Source organism: Blastopirellula sp. J2-11 (assembly GCF_024584705.1).
In the GTDB taxonomy this organism is placed as follows: Bacteria; Planctomycetota; Planctomycetia; order Pirellulales; family Pirellulaceae; genus Blastopirellula.
Genome location: NZ_CP097384.1, coordinates 1584222 through 1600121 on the forward strand (window position 1 = coordinate 1584222; position 15900 = coordinate 1600121).

Genomic DNA, 15900 nt, shown 5'->3' on the forward strand with positions numbered 1-15900 from the left:
GTTTTGCGATCGCTCTGATTCTTATGGGACAAAGAGATCAGACGTCCGACGTTAATAAGGAGGCGCGGTCAAATGGCTGGATTGCGCCGGTCTCTTGACGTTCATTACTGGAAAGTAGCCGAAGATGGTACAACTCACCTTTCTCGTTGCGATAGCTGCCGTCTCAGCAAGTCCTGCTCATGGTACGACGCGACATCTGACTCCGCCGTCGTTGCGACAATCGGATGCGGCGCAAATCGCGACCGATGAGGTTGGTTCCGGCGCGCTTCGCCAAGTGAAATATGACGCACCGCCGGTCGACGAAGCGACAATGATGCGGCTTCCAGAGTCGGCGCCGGTTCATGTCGAAGAAGCGTCGGTCATGCATTACGAATCCGCACCGCTCAATTACGGTCCTTCCGAAGCGTACTACGACCGCACGTCGCGCCGCAGCGACGACTACTACCATGGCTGCGAGCAGTATGTTGGCATCTGGTCGAAGCATTGTCTTCCCAGTCCCTGGTGCTGTCCGGGCAATATGCGTCAGCACTTTCCCTATGAAGCGACGCCTCACTTTTATTATTACTTTCGCCCTTACAACGCCGCTCAGATTGGGCCGCAGCAAGTCGTCGCCGAAGCATGGGTCGCCAATCCGCGATTGCCTTACGCCAACGGCGTGTTTGATGAAGTCTATCGAGAATTCGACGCCAAGTTTGCTCCGCCGGCCGAAGCGATTGATCCCTTGGCTCCGTAACAGGGCAAGATCTCGCCTAGCGCGCCAACCTGGCCCCGTCATCAGTACGGGGCCTTTTTATGCGCCTCGCTCGAATACGTCACTCCCGTTACAATCAAATTTGGCGTTTGGTGCTGCCGCCAAACGCGCGACCCGCGCCGATGTTGTCAGTAGGAATGCGATGGAGTGCACAAGAATTCTGGGGATTGACCCAGGGTTGAATATCACCGGATACGCGGTGATCGAAGCCCAAAATCGCCGCATTCGAATCATCGAGGCAGGCGTCGTCCGCGGCAAGACGCGCGGCTCGCTACCAGCCCGCGTCCGCGAAATCTATGACGGCGTGCGGGACGTGATCGCCACGCTGCAGCCGCAAGCGATGGCGATCGAGCAACTTTATTCGCATTATGAACGCCCTAAGACCGCCATCATCATGGGGCATGCTCGCGGCGTGCTTTGTCTGGCCGCCGAACAAGCGGGAATGCCGATCCACCACTACTCCGCGACGCAGATCAAAAAATTGCTAACCGGGTCGGGCAGAGCGCCCAAAAACCAGGTGCAGCTCTCGGTGCAGCGCGAACTGAGCCTGCCCGAAATCCCCGAACCGCCGGATGTCGCGGACGCTTTGGCCGTGGCGCTGTGCCACTATTATCTGGCGAGCATGCCGACGCAGGTTGCGTGACGACGCCGATATCCTCTAAAACCTTGGTTTCGCTTTCGACTGCGCTTCCAGGAACCCTTCCTTGATTACCAAAATTACGGGCAAAGTAACTTCGGTCAGCGAGACGGCGTTATCGCTCACCGTCGGCGCTTTTGAATATGAAGTTTTGATTCCCGAGTTCGTGCGTCGGCAATTGCAGAACCATATTGGGGAAGATGTCGTCCTGCATACGATCGAATATCTCGAAGGAAACCCTCAGCAGGGGCGTTTGACGCCGCGCATGATCGGTTTCTCGGATCGGATCGAACGAGAGTTTTTCGAGCTATTTTGCTCGGTAGATGGCGTCGGCGTCCGAAAAGCTTTGCGTGCGATGGTTCGTCCGGTCCAAGAAGTCGCTTCGTTGATCGAAGAACAGGACACGAAGGGACTTTCGGCACTGCCGGGCGTCGGTCCGGCAACCGCCGATCGAATTGTCGCCAAGTTGCGCCGTAAGGTGCCGAAATTCGCCCTGCTGGTCGGTCGCAGCGATATTGGTGATGATATCGCGCCGCGCGATGTAATCTCGGAGACGTTCGACGTGCTCCGATCGCTGGGGCATAGTGAGAGCGACGCTCGCAAGTTGATCGATGCGGCGCTAGAAGAGAAAAAGAAGTACAAAGACGTTGAAAGCCTCCTGCAAGCCGTCTATCAGTTGAGTCATTCGAGTTAACCCCGCACCGCCGAGTTGACAGCCCCGATGTCCTCTGCCGAAACGCTTCCGGACGAAGAACTAGTCGAACCGCTCGTGGACCACGTGGTTGATGCGGACGTGGTTCCCCCAGCCGGACATCCCTGTCCTTCCTGCGGCTGTCCAGTCGAGCCGCAAGACAAATTTTGTCCGGCTTGCGGTACGCCCAGCGAAGTCGTTGAGCCGATCAAGCCCCAACAGCACGGCGATGATCAGCACAAGTTTTTTCAGTGCAACGCGTGCGGCGCCAAGGTAAACGTTTCGCTCGACGAGCGGGCGTTTGTCTGTCCCTTTTGCGACTCCAACTACGTTGTGGAGTATTCGCCTGAGGCTGTTGGGCGTCAACGGCCCGAGTTTGTGATCGGCTTTGGCGTCACTCCAGAGCAGGCCGAAACGCGTTTTCGCGCTTGGATCACGGACAACCAATGGTTTCGCCCAGGCGACTTGCATCTGGCGAAGATCGCCGAAAAACTGCGCGGCGTTTATCTGCCGTTCTGGGGGTTTTCAATGCTGGCCGAAAGCCGCTGGTCGGCGTCGATCGGCGAGTATTGGTATCGGACCGAAACGTACACCACGATGGAAAACGGCAAAATGGTGACGAAGACGCGCCAAGTGACCGAGACCGAATGGTGGCCTCTGGATGGAGAGCATCACCAGTATTACAGCGGCTATCTTGTCTCGGCCAGCCAAGGGCTGCGACAGGCTGATGCAGATCGGATCAAGCCGTTCAATCTGCCTGCGCTGAAACGCTACGAACCGTTTTATCTGGCCGGGTGGAGCGCCGAAGAGTACTCAATCGAAAAAGAACAGGCGCACGAGATTTGCAAGCAAGAGTTCTATCGTCGCGAACAGCAAAACATCGCTTCCTTTTTGCCCGGCAACACGCATCGTAATCTGGTTGTCCAGACAAATTTCAGTCACGAGAATTCCGACCTCTGTTTGCTGCCGGTTTATTTGCTCAGTTATCGCTATCAAGACAAGCTGTATCGCTTTCTGGTCAATGGCCAAACCGGCAAGATCGTCGGTGACAAGCCGATCTCGTGGCGCCGGATCGGCGCCGTGATCGGCGGGATTGGGGGATTTCTCCTCTTGCTTGTGATTATCATCCTGATTCTCAAATCGTTGTATTAGTCATTGCATGAGCGACCATCTCGAAAAATGCGCCGTTTGCGGCGCTCTGATCGACGAAGAGGATCTCTTTTGCGCGAACTGTGGGACCGAAGCTCCGCATCGCGAAGGACAGACGGTCGATAAGTCGACCACTTCGACGCTCAGTTTCGATTGCCAAGGTTGCGGCGCGTCGATGAGCTATTCGGCGCAAGAGGGAACGTTGCGCTGTCCTTTTTGCGGCAGCGAGAAGTTGATTAAAAAAGTCGATCACAAGACCATCGCGCCAGAAGCGGCGATTGCCTTTGCGATCAAACGCGATCAAGCCGAACGGTTGATGCGCAGCGAACTAAAAAAGGGATTCTGGCGCCCTGGCGATCTGTCGGATGCGGCGATCATCGAAAAGATGACGCCGGTTTATGTGCCGTTTTGGGTCTTTCAGGCGCAGGTCTTTAGCAACTGGACCGCCGATACTTCCGAGCTTCCTTTTGGCGCCGCCGGAGAATGGCGACCCGTCTCTGGCCAGCATCGCGCCGAATATCAAGGTCTGCTTGTTGGCGCCAGCGGAGCGCTGACGCCGCATGAGACCGATGCGGTCGGGCCGTTTCATCTCAGCGAAGCGGTCCAGCCGCAGACGATCGATTTCGATTCGTTCACCGTCGAGGATTTCAACGTTTCCCGAAAGTACGCGCGTCCCTACGCACGAAGCGGTTTGGAAGCGCTGGAACGTCAGGCCTGTGACGCCAAATTTGTTCCGCCGCGCAGTCGAAACGTCAAAGTCAATTTGCGCGTCCAGGATATGTCGAGCGAGCCGATGCTGCTGCCGATCTGGATCATGGCCTATCGCTATAAAGACAAAGTCTTTCGCTTTCTGATCAACGGCCAAACAGGCAAAACATTCGGCCAGGCGCCGGTTTCTTACGCCAAACTCGGCGTCGCTGTTGCAGTTGCAGTCGGCGTTGGACTCGCGGTTGTCGCAGCGATGGCGTTGTGTGCGGGTATCGCAGGGCGATAGTCGATTTCTGCGGCCAATTGTCCCTTACCCGCACTTCTTACGCGTTGGTTGTTAGTCCCCCATTCTCTACGGCAGGGGACCCTCACAAACCATCTTCGGGAGCGGGCCATGACTGATCGGCGTCAAGATTACGCCCAGGCGATCGACTTCGCCTTGCAAGCCTTCGAGCAGTGGCGTCAGCAGGGATATGTGACGGCCATGAGTCATGAGGCGATTTTGCAACATTATCGCCAACTGGTCGATAATCCATTGGCTGTCCCGCCAGACGATTTGGCGCCGCCCAAGTCGGACGAGACGCCCCAGGGGCTGCTGCAAGAGTTCCGATATCGCACCTTTCTCGATCAGGAGATTGAGCGACACTTGCAAGCGGGTCGACTCAGTCTGTATCAGTCGCAGGTCTGCCAGCGAGAAAACCGGTCTCGCGGCCGAGAAGTGCGTGCCCAGCTTGACATCGAAACGCGAACTGCTGAAGACGACAACGGCGCCGCAGAGCCGATCACCGCCGAAACGTTTCCTGCAGCGGAAGTCGCCGCAGAGCCGCGGCGTAGTTTCTTGGAAGTCGCTTTAGATCCAAAAACGTTGCAATATCTCATGGCGCTGGGGGGCGGATTACTGATGATCGGGCTGGTCATCTGGCTCGCAACGATCGGCTTTTTTGATGATCCGTTGACAGTGGCGCTGCTGTTGGGCGCCGGCAATCTGGCGATCTTGCTGAGCGGCTTTGGTCTGATTCGTTGGTCGAAATATCAAACCGCCGGTCGCGGCGTGGCGCTGTTATCCTGTTTGTTGATGCCGCTGCATCTTTGGTTCTATGACGCGCAAGGTCTGATCGTGCTCGACCAGGGAGGGCATCTCTGGATTCCGGCGCTCGTGATCTGTCTGTTGTATGTGGTGATGGCGCGGCAAGTTCGTGACGCGATCTTCGTATACGTGGTGGTCGGTGGAGCGACGTTGACCGGAATGCTGATCCTAGCCGATCAGAACGTCGCCCAGTTCTGGCAAGGAGCCGCCGCTGCGACACTGTTGATGGGGATCGCCGCCGTTGCGATTCACGCCGAGCGCGCCTTTCCTTGCAGCGAGGGTGATTTCAGTCGCGACAAATTTGGTCGCGCCAGTTTTCGCGCCGGTCATGTTGTCTTGTTGGGCGCCGCATCGGTCTTGATCGGCTGGTGCGTCTCGACTTGGCTGTATCAACCGCTGTTGGTCGACGTTTGGCAAGACTTTTTGCATGGTCCGTTGACCTTCGATCGACCGCCGCTTGCCGACAGTTTCGCCTTGAAGTCGCTTGCGTTGGCTTTGACGGTCGGCATGATCTATCTGTACGCCTATTCTCATCTGGTAGTCGAACGCAGCGGAAAGTTTTTGGCCGCCGCGATTGTCGGCTGCTTCTTCGCTGAGTTTGTTTTGATTGATCTGTTGCCGATTGAGATCACTCCGGAAACGCTGATTCTGGCGATGTCGTTTACGTCGCTGCTGATCAATGGAATCCGTTTGCTGTTGGTTCGTGCGCCAGAAAACCAAGAATCGAAGCTGATCGACCTTCGTGCGGCCCAAACAGTCACGCATGCTTTGGCGGTTGTGCTGCTCGCGGCGCCGCTGGCGATGGGGATTTACCAGTACCTGCGAATCGAATATGACGATCCACACGCCGCATGGACGTGGGCCTATGTGATTGCGATGCTGGGAACCGCCGTCGCGTGTCGCTTTGGCGCTCATGTCGCGCTGCAAGATGAAGGGGAGGCCGAACGCGTCTACTTTGTTGGCGGCGCATTGTCGGTCATGTTGGCGACGGTCGGCGGACTAGCGCTCTATGGATTTCAAGCTTGGTACGTCACCGCGCCGATCATGATGGCGATTCCAGTCGCCTATCTGGTCGCGTCTCGTTTGCACCAACCGCGGGCCGCCAGCGGATTGGAGATCGCCGCGCATCTGGCGACCGCAACGCTGTTGATCAAAGTGATGGTGTCGTCGTTGGCATTGAAGACGGAACTTGGTTTGACGCCGATCGCCGGTAGCTCGCTTCATCTGCAACTAGCGATCTTCTTCGCCGAGGCTTGTTTCTTCTATCTGTTAGCGGCGCGATTACAAAAAAGGGCCTTTGGCGTTCACCTGGCGACTGTCGCCGGAGCGCTGGCCGCCTGGCAAGCGCTGTCGTACGTCGACGCAGGCGTGGTCGCCTACATCGCTACGTTTGCGGCCGCTGGCTTGATGCAACTGGCGCTTTATCGCTGGGGAACCGCCGATCGCAACGCGCCGGCCGGAACGTCGTTGGCGCTGTTTCAAAGCGGCAACATGTTGTTGACGCTCGCCGGAACGGCTGGCGTTCTGTTCGCCTTGAATCGCTTGCCGCTTCGAGTTTTTGACGCTTCGATTGTCTTCTTGCTGCTGGGATTGATGGTTGCTTCGATCATCGCGGCCGGCCTGATCGCCGTCGCCGCTTGGCGTCGCGGGTACTTTGTCTTGGCGATTTGCCAAACGGTGACGCTGGTCTTGTTTTGTGCGGCGTCGAGTCGACTATTGATTTATCAAAAGGTCGAAATCGCCGTGACGGTGATCGGTGCGTTGGCGCTGATCGCCAGCCATCTTGGTTGGGCGCGTGAAGATGGCAACCGGCGAGACGAAGTGTCGGTCGGATTGTGGCTCGGCAGTTTGTTGTTCGCCGTCCCGATGACCGTGGCGCTCCTGTGGCGTCGTTTTCAATTTTCCCCCGATCTGACCGCATGGGGAATGTTCCATGAGATCGGCGTGTTGGCGATCGCGCTGATATTGGTCGGCGTCGGCCTGATCTGCCGCGTGCGGGGAACGACCATCTGCGGCGTTGGAGCGATGCTGCTCTACTTCGCCACGTTGCTCTGCTACGTGCAATTGCCGGGCATGCTGCAAAACGTGGCCGTATACATGATGATCGGCGGGGGGACGTTCTTTGCGGTCGCCTTGATGTTGAGTTTTTACCGCGACACGCTGCTCGCTTTACCGCAACGAGCCAAACGGCGTGAAGGGCTGTTTAAAGTGTTGAATTGGCGATAGCCAACGTTGAGAATGCGGGCAACCGTCTACTTTCCTGAAAACGAAACGCAGTTTTCCGTCGTCGTTACGAAAGAGAAGATCGCACTTTCATCGATCCAGGGAGATACGCATGTTGACTCGTCTATTACTCGCTCTGTTATTAACGGCGGCGGTTGCTCCGCTGGGATTGGCGACCGAATTGGAAGTGAAAGCGACGCAAGATTGGTCAGGTAAAACGCCTGACAAATCACTGAAGAGTCTGGCGCCGAAGTCGGGATTTATCACCGCTGCGGAGCCATGGAAAAAATTGTGGACCGCTTGGCGACCGAATGAAGAGATGCCGAAGATTGATTTCACCCAGCAAATTGTATTGGTCGGAATTGTGGATGGGCCCAATCTCGTCATGCTGCGCCCGACAATGCAAGTAGAAGAAATTCGCTTTGTCGTCGCCGGCACGCGGATGGCGGGGCCCGGCTTTGGGTATAAGCTGGTCGCCGTCAACAAAGCGGGCGTCAAACGGGTCAACGGCAACCCGATCGCTGCCGACCAGGCAGACCAAACAGGCGAAGGTTCGATCCAGGTCACTGTGGTTGGAAAGCTGCAGTCCGGGCTGGTCGCCATCGGCGGCGGAACGACCGGGACGACAATTACCGCCCAAGGGATCACCTGGGAACTGAATCTGAGTCAAAACGAGCAACTCCGCAAATTGGCCGACACGCTGAACGGCAAACAGGTGAAAGTCACCGGCAGCTTAGAACGGAAAGCCGGCGTCGAAATCGCCGAGCGCTGGATCGTGACCGTGAAGAAACTCTCGGCGGCCGCAGCGAACCACGATCGCACCGACCATTTCTAGGCCCCGGCAAATTCGATCTAAAGCACGCGATTAGCAAACGTCAACTCTCTTTCTCAATTGGTTGTTCGCCAACGCTAGGTCGTTGCTGCGGGTGGTATTTTTGCAGTTGGGGAGAGAATTGGTGACCGTCTGCCCAATTGGTATATAATCGGAGGCGCACGATAGGTGACCAACAGCGCAAGCCATTGGCTGATAATCAGATGCAAGCAAAAATCACCGTTGGATTTCACGCGCCGACATGGACGGAAAACGCGCGTTGGACGATGGATGGGATCCTGCGATATCTGGCCGAGGAACCCTATATCCAGATTCGAGATTTTCGCTTCTCGGTTTCGGACGAGAATTTTGCAGGTTCTCCTCCCTGGCGTGGGAAAGTGGACGGAGTCATCGTGATCGCGGGCCATACGCCGGGCGTAGTCGAGTGGCTGCAACGTGGAGAGGTCCCCATCGTCTGCGCCGTGGGAGACTTGATCGGAACCGGGATCCCTTGCTTCTTTCCTCAAAGCGCCTCGCTCGCTCGGCTGGCGACCGACCATGCGATCAGCGGCGGTTTTCGCCATGTGGCTTTTGTCGGGACGTGCGAAACCAAAACGTCCGAAATGCGCCGCGCAGCATTGGAGACGCAGTTGAAGCCGCACGGCATCTCATTGCAGGCTCTCGAACTTCTCTCGATTCCCAACGTCAACTACGATCAGCAATCTGACGATACGTTGCAGCAGGCGGTGCGACAGTTATTGGCCAGTTTCCAAAAGCCGACGTTGGTCTCCTGCTTCAATGACAGGATCGCGGCGATGGTCGTGCGAGAAGCCCAGGAGATGGGACTGTCGATCCCCGAGCAAGTGGGCGTCGTCGGAACCGGCGATACGACGATTGCTCGGCTCTGCGATCCGCCGATCTCCAGCATCCGCGTCAATCGTGAAGAAACCGGCTATCAGGCCGTTCGTTGCCTGCATCAGCGGATTCAAGGGATCGAGCTAGAACAAACCACTTTCGAAGTGCCGGCCATCGAATTGGTGGCGCGACATTCCACCGTCGGCGCCAAACAGACGCCGACCACCGATGTTCAGCGGGCGCTTGAGTACATCCAGCGTCACGCTTGCGACGGAGTTCAACTGCAAACCGTCGCCGATACCGTGCAAGTGTCGCTGCGAACGCTGGAACTCGACTTCAAAAAGACAACCGGCCGAACCATGGGCGACTTGATCCAGCAAATCCGCCTGGATCGGGCCAAACATCTGCTGGAAACCACCAACCTATCGACCCAGCGAATCGCCAACCTGGTCGGCTTCTCCCACTACTCATGCTTAAACCGCATGACGTCTCGCATGCTCAACATGACGCCGGCGCAATATCGCAAGCGGCATCTGGAGATGTTGAAGGAAGTTTGAGCTGGCGATTTTTGGCTGTTCGCTGATCCTTCGTGGATCCGGTGATCGACTGGCCCAATTTTGCAGTCGTCAGCAACATCCCCCAAGAAACAGAAAAAGGACCCGCGATTATCTCACAAGTCCTTATCTCAACAGCCATTCCGGCTTGAAGCGGAGGGCAAGGGAGTCGAACCCTCAACCGGTTGCCCGGCGCCTGATTTCGAGTCAGGTTGCTAACCATTCGCATACCCTCCTGGGCAAGTCCCTTAGTTTACCGTCGGACGTCTGAGAGACAAGTCCGCTCCCCTAGCGGTTCAGCGGCGGGAGAATGCGGATGATTCGTCTCATCTTGAAACAGTGCATGGTCAACTTGTCCGGTGGTAACGCTTAGCGAAGAGGACAAGCGTTTGATTTTGCTGTTCAATCGGTCCTGATGTCCGTTGTCGTTTTTTGCGGACTTGGCCGGATTGAAACCAGTCTGGTGGGGCGCCTGTCGGTAGTAGCACTTCGTTACTTGAGCAAAACTGGTCGAAAAGTGGCCAAAATTGAGAAAATCTGGCGTTTTGGTCACTTTCTCCCTGTTTGGTTTGTCGTTTGCTTCTACAACGCCTTCGCTCAGGCAAGGTAAATGGATTTCCCCTCTGATTTCTCCAAAGGAGCCTTCGATATGTTAGTACTGACACGCAAACCCGGCGAAACCATCCGCATCGGCGACGACATCGTGGTCACCATCAGTCAATTAAAGGGTGGTCGAGTTCGCATCGGCATTGACGCACCGCCTGAGATGGGGATCCGTCGCGGCGAGTTAGAGCTGCGGGACGAGAAGGACGAAATGCCGGCCGCGATTCCGTTCTATTCGCACGTTGGATCGCATCACGAGAAATCGTATGTCGGCTAGTTTCGGCCGAAGCAGAGCCGCTGTCGAACCTGTTGCATCACCAAGCCGGGTGGTGAGACGCCTATCGTACGCGTTGTGCCGCTTATAGCCGATAATCTCGCTTTAAGTCCTTCGCCAGAAAACCTTTGTCTCTGCTAGCAGCACGTCGATAACTATCCTTGTCGCCACAGCGACTGGATCGACCGACGAGACACCAGCGAGCAGGTATTATGGCAAAGAAGGATACGTTCCGAATTGTGACCCGTGGACAAAATGGTCAGCTGCGGATCAAAGATTACGACAACGCCGAACCGCTGCTGAAAATGCATATTCAAGTCGGCGTCGAAGATTGCAGCACCGATCTAGCGCTGCGAGGAATGCCGATCTTCCGCGGCCTGATTGGCCCGATGCCGGAAGGCAAAAACGTGATTCGTTACGAATCGCCCGACGTCTTTGAATCGCTCACCAAAGAGTGGAGCACGACAAAGACGAAGCGCCGTCGTCGTACGGCGAAACCAGATCACCTGACGTCCGACGCCTCTGCGGACGACGCTACGGCGTAACTCTCCCGATTACCTCCCTGCGGTCATGCGGATCCGTTGCCGCTGATCGCCGATGTGAGCCGATAGCCGGAGAGTAGAGAGGCGCTCTGTCAAACGCGCGACTGGGCGCCGAACGACGACTTCCCCGAGCCTCTCCACTCTCCGGCTGGCTTGCATCGCCTGCAGGTTATGCTTCTCGATCTCCGCCGCTTTGTTGCTCTTCGATATGGCGGAAGAAAACGAGCTTCGATAGTTCGTACTGCGCGCCGTCGACCCCTTGAATCGCCAGACGCCGTTTGAGTTGCGCATAGCGCTCGGTCGAGCCGCCGCAGTGCGCGATCGCGTCACGGAACTGCACCGCGGTGCGCCAAAAATCTCCGCTCGCAGGGGTCAATAACAAGCGATAGGCGGGGGTACCGCCAAATCGTCGGCGGCGATATTCGGCGAGCACTCCTTCTTCGGCCAGACGGGTCTCGACGGCCGTGAAGCGAAGCCCCTCGATATAGGGCGCGACTTCGGCAAGGTGGTCGGCATTGTCGACGCCGACCAGCAAATCGACGACCCCGTCTCGTGCTGGCGCTAGCGGAATCGCCGTTCCACCGACATGCTCGACCGTGGAAATAAGCCCCTCCGCGGCAAAACGCAGGCTCGATTTCATCTGTTCAAAAGCTTGCGGCCAGCGGGGATCATAGGCGTACAAAACAAGTTGGCTCATCGCAGTCGCTCCTTGGACGGTGCTAGCGGCTTGCGGGAAACCCAATTCGCTGGATTACCGCTGAGATCTCTCTAGTCGCGGGGACGATCAAAGGCCTATAATCCGCGACCAGTATGGAATGATTGCTGCGATGGCATCTTAACCGAAATTCGACCAGCAGATGGCGTTTTCTCCCGGACAAGGAGGTCCGACGGCGAGGCGTGCGCGTCAGAATTGTACGCGTCATGTCTATTGCTATGCGCACATCCTCTTCGCCTGGTCGCTGCTTTGCCTAGGAAATTTCGCCGCGGCGCAGACCGTCGGCGATCCGGTCCAGCTTGATTTGCGGATCGCCTGGGGCGGAGGTCCGGTGCAAAGTTGGAGCGGCGACGTTCGCATTTCTTCCGGCAAGATCGCACTAAAGCGGTTGTTGGGAATGGAAGCCGATGAGGCTCGCTCGGTTCGCGAAATCGATGGCGCTATCCAAATCCAACACCGTACCGAGCGCGTTTACGACGGCTTCGATATTGCGGTGACCGCGCCGATCACGGCCCAACTGCAAATTGATATTCACCCGCAATCCGCCGCGCAGCCCCCCCAGGCGATCGTCATCCCGCTGCAGACGTTGCTCGACCGCTCGCATAGCGCCACGCTCGATCAGCAAGGGACGCAACTACTTGTTCGTCGCTCGCCGGGAGACGCGCTGCGGGTCGTGATGGATCGCAAAAATTTGATCTTCGCACCGGGCGAGACTTTCTCGGTTCGCTATCAAGCGAATCAGCCGCAATTGTCGTTTGGCTCGAAGTTGCGCTTGGACCTGCGGCTGAGTCATGCTCGCAAGACCGATGCGATCTGGACGCACAGTGAACCGTATACATCAGATCGCAGCGGCGGGATTGATTTGAAAACGACTTACGCGGTCCCGCTTCCCAAAGAAGAAGGGGTCTACGAACTGACCGCGACGTTGGTCGAAGATCGATTGACCAACTTAGTTTTCTCGGCCAAGCCGCTGCTCGAACGAAGAGTGCAGTTGGTCGTGATTGATCCGCAAAAGGCTGCTGCGGCCGAAGATGGTCCGCTGCGCACGATCGTTGACATTGACCCGGCGAGCCCCGGTTGGTGGCTGCGAATGTCGCGGTTGTCGCAATACAACCCTTGGCGCCGCCAACGCCCGACCGAACTGTTCAATCAGCCGCCGACAACGCGAACTCACCTTGATCGCAAATGGACCGAGCTGACGGTCGACGGTTGGCACGCATTTCCGTTGGCGATTGAAAAAGTGGGTCAGCCGCATGTCTTAGAAATTGAATACCCCAGCGACGTCGCGCAAAGTTTAGGGATCAGCATCATCGAGCCAAACGCGGGAGGATCGATCTCGCCGCTGGGTGTCGATGCGGGACTGGAGAATCGCGGGCTGGTCGGAGGTGAAACGGCGGAGCTGAAAACGCATCGTCTGGTTTTTTGGCCCAAGAGCGCCACGCCGCTGGTCGTGCTGACCAATCGACGCGAAACGGGCGAAGCGGTGTTTGGCCGAATTCGCGTGTTGGCGGGACAAGCCGCCGTCGCGCCGACAAAAAACAAACCGCTGGCCGATGGTCGCTTGGCGATCGCGCATTATGAAAAGCCGTTGTTTGGCTCGTCTTTCTCGGCCACGCAAGATGTCAATCCGGTGTCGCAGCGCAGTCTCGACGACTGGGTCACCTTCTACGAAGGGGGAGATCGCCTGATCCAGTACCTGCAGCACGCAGGCTACAACGGCGCGTCGATCTCGGTGCTAAGCGAAGGTTCGGCCCTGTTTCCGAGTGAGCAGATTCGGACCAATCCCAAGTACGACAAAGGGGCTTACTTCTTGGACGGGCGCGATCCCGTGCAAAAAGATGTGTTGGAAATGTTGTTGCGGCAATTTGATCGAGCCGGAATGACGCTCTTCCCGGCGATCGAATTCAACGCACCGCTAGAATCGCTTGAGAAACTGCGCGAGTCATTGGGCGACGAGCGGCTCGATTTGGTCGATGATCAAGGTCGCGCTGCAATGGATGTCAGCAGTGCAGGAGGGCAGGGCGCCTACTACAATCCGCTGCAGCCTGAAGTTCGCACCGCGATGGAGCAGCTGATCGAAGAACTGGTCGGCCGCTATGGACATCATCCGTCGTTTGGCGGCCTTACGCTGCAACTGAACGCGAACGGCTACGCCCAATTGCCGGGCGCCAAATGGGGAATGGATCGCGCCACGGTCACCCGGTTCTTACAAGAGACGCGCATCGCCAATTCGATCGAAGAATTGGGACAACGCCCTTCTACCGCGATCTTGGCCCAGCATCGTCAAGCGTGGCTCGCCTGGCGTGCCGAACAAATGAGCCAGTTTTACGAAGCTGCGGCGCAAATCGTCCGACGCAAGAAACCAGCAGGCCTGTTGATGCTCGACACGGCAGGCTCTTTCCGCGGCTATGACTGGAATGATCGCTTGGCGCCCAGCTTGCCGCGCAATATGACGTTGGACGGGGCGCTGCTCGAAGCCGGCGTCAGTCGGCAACAACTGCAAGCGAGCGACGCGATCGCGCTGTTGCGGACAGGCTATGTACGACCGGAAGGGGAGCCTGCGAACCAGGGAGCGTATGAGATGATCAACGCTTCGCAGGAAGAGGCCGCCTATAGTCAGCATGTGAACCGCGGCGTATTGGAGTTCCATGTTCCGGCGACCATGCGGCTCGCGAAGTTGGACGAAGCGAACCCGTTTGGGGGCGCCGACAATTTCTCATGGATCGCGGCGGAGTTTGTGGGCGTTGGACGGCAAACGCGGCGTCCGTTGATCGAAGCGCTGGTCGACGTCGATCCGGCGATCTTATTGCGCGGCGGCTGGTCGGTTCCGTTGGGCGAAGAAGCAGTAGTCCGCGACGTGCTGCAAATATTGACCGCTTTGCCGCGGGAACGTTTTGACGACATCGCCTGGTCGACGACCAGCGCCGTACAACCGGTCGTGGCTCGTCGTCTGGTCAAAAATGGGGTCACCTATTGCTACTTCGCCAACGCATCTCCGTGGCCGATTACGCTGAACATGACGGTGCGAAATACGACCGCTGCTGCGGCGGCGCCGCTTGGTGAACCATCGGCCGAAAGCGTTGCGTTGGCCGCTGGGGACGCCGTCTGGTCACTGACGTTGCCGGCCTATGGCTTGGATGCCTTTTCAATTGATACTCCGGGCACGCTGTTTGAATCGGCCGAAGTATTGCTGCCGCCGGCGCTGCTGGCCGCGCTGGATCAAAGCAACAAAGAGTTTTCGTTGCGACTTCGCAGTCTGCGCAGCGTTCCGCCGTTGGCCGTGTTGAAAAACCCCGGCTTCGAGTCGCCGTTGCAGGCCGACGGCATGTTGGGTTGGAAGTACAACGCGGCGGCGGACGCGAGAATCGCGATCGATCCCGACAATCCGCCAGTCGGCGCTGCAGCCTTGCAGATGCAAAGCGGCGGCGGAGTCGCGTGGATTCGGAGCCAACCAATTCCACGTCCCAGCACTGGGCGACTTTTCGTGCGGGCGCAACTTCGCAGCAACAAGGCGCAGTTGTCGCCGCCGCTACGGATCTCGGTCGACGGCGAAGTGAATGGGCAAGACTACTACCAACCGCTATCGCTAGGCGCCGGACCTAATCCGGCGGTCGAAGCGAACTGGCGCATCTTTGAGCATGGCGTCTACGATTTGCCGTCTGATCTGGTCGACCTGAAAGTTGGGTTTGACTTGATGGGGGCCGGCGACGTTTCGATCGACGAAGTTCAGGTATTTGACGTCGGTTTTAGCGAAGGGGAAAAGCGAGAACTGCAAAAGCTGCGAACGCTCTCCGACGGCAAGTACCATCAAGGTCAATTTGCCGATTGCTACCGCATTCTGGACAGCTACTGGGTCCGGTTCCTGCAAGAACGCGTACCGATCGCGCCCGAATTGACCCAACAGCCGAAGTCGGTTGAGCGAACCGCGACCTTACCCGAACGCGCTGCCCCGGTTGAATCAAAAGAAGAATCCCGCTTCGATTGGCTCCGAAAATACACCCCCCGCTTCCCGCGGTTCTAAACAGGCGGCCGGTCCCAAAGAGGACCAACTTTCGGGACCAAGATTGTCCGTTGACAATGCGCACGGATCCGTGGTCGATTGCCGTGCAGCGAGAAGGAAAATAGGCTCCTATTTGCGCGCTTAGCATGGGGATGGTCGATCTCCCAGCAAAGCTCCGGCGCTCTTTGACAATTGACGTTTCGAAGCGTGCCGACGTTAGCGGTTCAATCCATAGTTGGGCTCGCTGTTCAAATTGCCCAGATTAACGCACGGGCTAGTTGGGCAATTTAGCAGAATATT

The 15900-nt window shown here is 57.3% G+C and carries 12 protein-coding genes and 1 tRNA gene; 11 read left to right on the forward strand and 2 right to left on the reverse strand.

Translation table 11 applies throughout. The features are described 5' to 3' along the window. Positions 1-124 precede the first annotated feature (124 nt). The 8 genes from M4951_RS06580 to M4951_RS06615 all read left to right on the forward strand — a co-directional run bounded on the left by M4951_RS06580 (position 125) and on the right by M4951_RS06615 (position 9469). Positions 125-733 (forward strand): hypothetical protein, encoded by a 609-nt coding sequence (locus tag M4951_RS06580; RefSeq protein WP_262025686.1) that lies wholly within the window; start codon positions 125-127, stop codon positions 731-733. Between the two features lie 160 nt (positions 734-893). Further along, positions 894-1394 (forward strand): crossover junction endodeoxyribonuclease RuvC, encoded by a 501-nt coding sequence (gene ruvC / locus M4951_RS06585; protein ID WP_262025687.1) that lies wholly within the window; start codon positions 894-896, stop codon positions 1392-1394. Between the two features lie 61 nt (positions 1395-1455). Continuing rightward, positions 1456-2082: a Holliday junction branch migration protein RuvA gene (gene ruvA / locus M4951_RS06590; RefSeq protein ID WP_262025688.1), complete on the forward strand. Its 627-nt coding sequence runs from the start codon at positions 1456-1458 to the stop codon at positions 2080-2082. A gap of 27 nt (positions 2083-2109) precedes the next feature. Then, the gene (locus tag M4951_RS06595; RefSeq protein ID WP_262025689.1) at positions 2110-3231 is read left to right on the forward strand and encodes a zinc ribbon domain-containing protein; all 1122 of its coding nucleotides are present in this window, start codon (positions 2110-2112) and stop codon (positions 3229-3231) included. Positions 3232-3238: 7 nt separating this feature from the next. Continuing rightward, positions 3239-4222, forward strand: a complete 984-nt coding sequence (locus M4951_RS06600; RefSeq protein ID WP_262025690.1) for a zinc ribbon domain-containing protein — start codon at positions 3239-3241, stop codon at positions 4220-4222. Between the two features lie 108 nt (positions 4223-4330). Continuing rightward, positions 4331-7249, forward strand: a complete 2919-nt coding sequence (locus tag M4951_RS06605; RefSeq protein WP_262025691.1) for a hypothetical protein — start codon at positions 4331-4333, stop codon at positions 7247-7249. 109 nt (positions 7250-7358) lie between these two features. Further along, positions 7359-8081 (forward strand): hypothetical protein, encoded by a 723-nt coding sequence (locus M4951_RS06610; RefSeq protein WP_262025692.1) that lies wholly within the window; start codon positions 7359-7361, stop codon positions 8079-8081. Between the two features lie 200 nt (positions 8082-8281). Next, positions 8282-9469 (forward strand): substrate-binding domain-containing protein, encoded by a 1188-nt coding sequence (locus tag M4951_RS06615; protein ID WP_262025693.1) that lies wholly within the window; start codon positions 8282-8284, stop codon positions 9467-9469. A 151-nt stretch (positions 9470-9620) separates the two neighbouring features. Here M4951_RS06615 and M4951_RS06620 read toward each other — a convergent pair. After that, a tRNA-Ser gene (locus M4951_RS06620) sits at positions 9621-9702 on the reverse strand. Between the two features lie 413 nt (positions 9703-10115). Between M4951_RS06620 and M4951_RS06625 the strand changes: the two genes are divergently transcribed. Together M4951_RS06625 and M4951_RS06630 are read left to right on the forward strand one after the other, a co-directional pair. Continuing rightward, positions 10116-10346 carry a carbon storage regulator gene (locus tag M4951_RS06625; RefSeq protein WP_262025694.1) on the forward strand — a complete coding sequence of 77 codons (231 nt, stop codon included), beginning with the start codon at positions 10116-10118 and terminating at the stop codon, positions 10344-10346. A gap of 209 nt (positions 10347-10555) precedes the next feature. Further along, complete coding sequence (locus M4951_RS06630; RefSeq protein WP_262025695.1) at positions 10556-10888, forward strand: hypothetical protein; 333 nt, start codon at positions 10556-10558, stop codon at positions 10886-10888. Between the two features lie 166 nt (positions 10889-11054). Here M4951_RS06630 and M4951_RS06635 read toward each other — a convergent pair whose 3' ends face one another. Next, the gene (locus M4951_RS06635) at positions 11055-11582 is read right to left on the reverse strand and encodes a GrpB family protein (RefSeq protein WP_262025696.1); all 528 of its coding nucleotides are present in this window, start codon (positions 11580-11582) and stop codon (positions 11055-11057) included. 160 nt (positions 11583-11742) lie between these two features. Between M4951_RS06635 and M4951_RS06640 the strand changes: the two genes are divergently transcribed. Then, complete coding sequence (locus tag M4951_RS06640) at positions 11743-15621, forward strand: family 10 glycosylhydrolase (protein WP_262025697.1); 3879 nt, start codon at positions 11743-11745, stop codon at positions 15619-15621. Positions 15622-15900 lie beyond the last annotated feature (279 nt).

What these genes read in the sequence shown, in the direction of transcription:
- M4951_RS06580 (WP_262025686.1), top strand. Translation starts at nt 125, where the DNA reads ATGGTACAACTCACCTTTCTCGTTGCGATAGCTGCCGTCTCAGCAAGT.
- ruvC (WP_262025687.1), top strand. Translation starts at nt 894, where the DNA reads ATGGAGTGCACAAGAATTCTGGGGATTGACCCAGGGTTGAATATCACC.
- M4951_RS06595 (WP_262025689.1), top strand. Translation starts at nt 2,110, where the DNA reads ATGTCCTCTGCCGAAACGCTTCCGGACGAAGAACTAGTCGAACCGCTC.
- M4951_RS06600 (WP_262025690.1), top strand. Translation starts at nt 3,239, where the DNA reads ATGAGCGACCATCTCGAAAAATGCGCCGTTTGCGGCGCTCTGATCGAC.
- M4951_RS06605 (WP_262025691.1), top strand. Translation starts at nt 4,331, where the DNA reads ATGACTGATCGGCGTCAAGATTACGCCCAGGCGATCGACTTCGCCTTG.
- M4951_RS06610 (WP_262025692.1), top strand. Translation starts at nt 7,359, where the DNA reads ATGTTGACTCGTCTATTACTCGCTCTGTTATTAACGGCGGCGGTTGCT.
- M4951_RS06615 (WP_262025693.1), top strand. Translation starts at nt 8,282, where the DNA reads ATGCAAGCAAAAATCACCGTTGGATTTCACGCGCCGACATGGACGGAA.
- M4951_RS06625 (WP_262025694.1), top strand. Translation starts at nt 10,116, where the DNA reads ATGTTAGTACTGACACGCAAACCCGGCGAAACCATCCGCATCGGCGAC.
- M4951_RS06630 (WP_262025695.1), top strand. Translation starts at nt 10,556, where the DNA reads ATGGCAAAGAAGGATACGTTCCGAATTGTGACCCGTGGACAAAATGGT.
- M4951_RS06635 (WP_262025696.1), bottom strand. Translation starts at nt 11,582, where the DNA reads ATGAGCCAACTTGTTTTGTACGCCTATGATCCCCGCTGGCCGCAAGCT.
- M4951_RS06640 (WP_262025697.1), top strand. Translation starts at nt 11,743, where the DNA reads ATGGCGTTTTCTCCCGGACAAGGAGGTCCGACGGCGAGGCGTGCGCGT.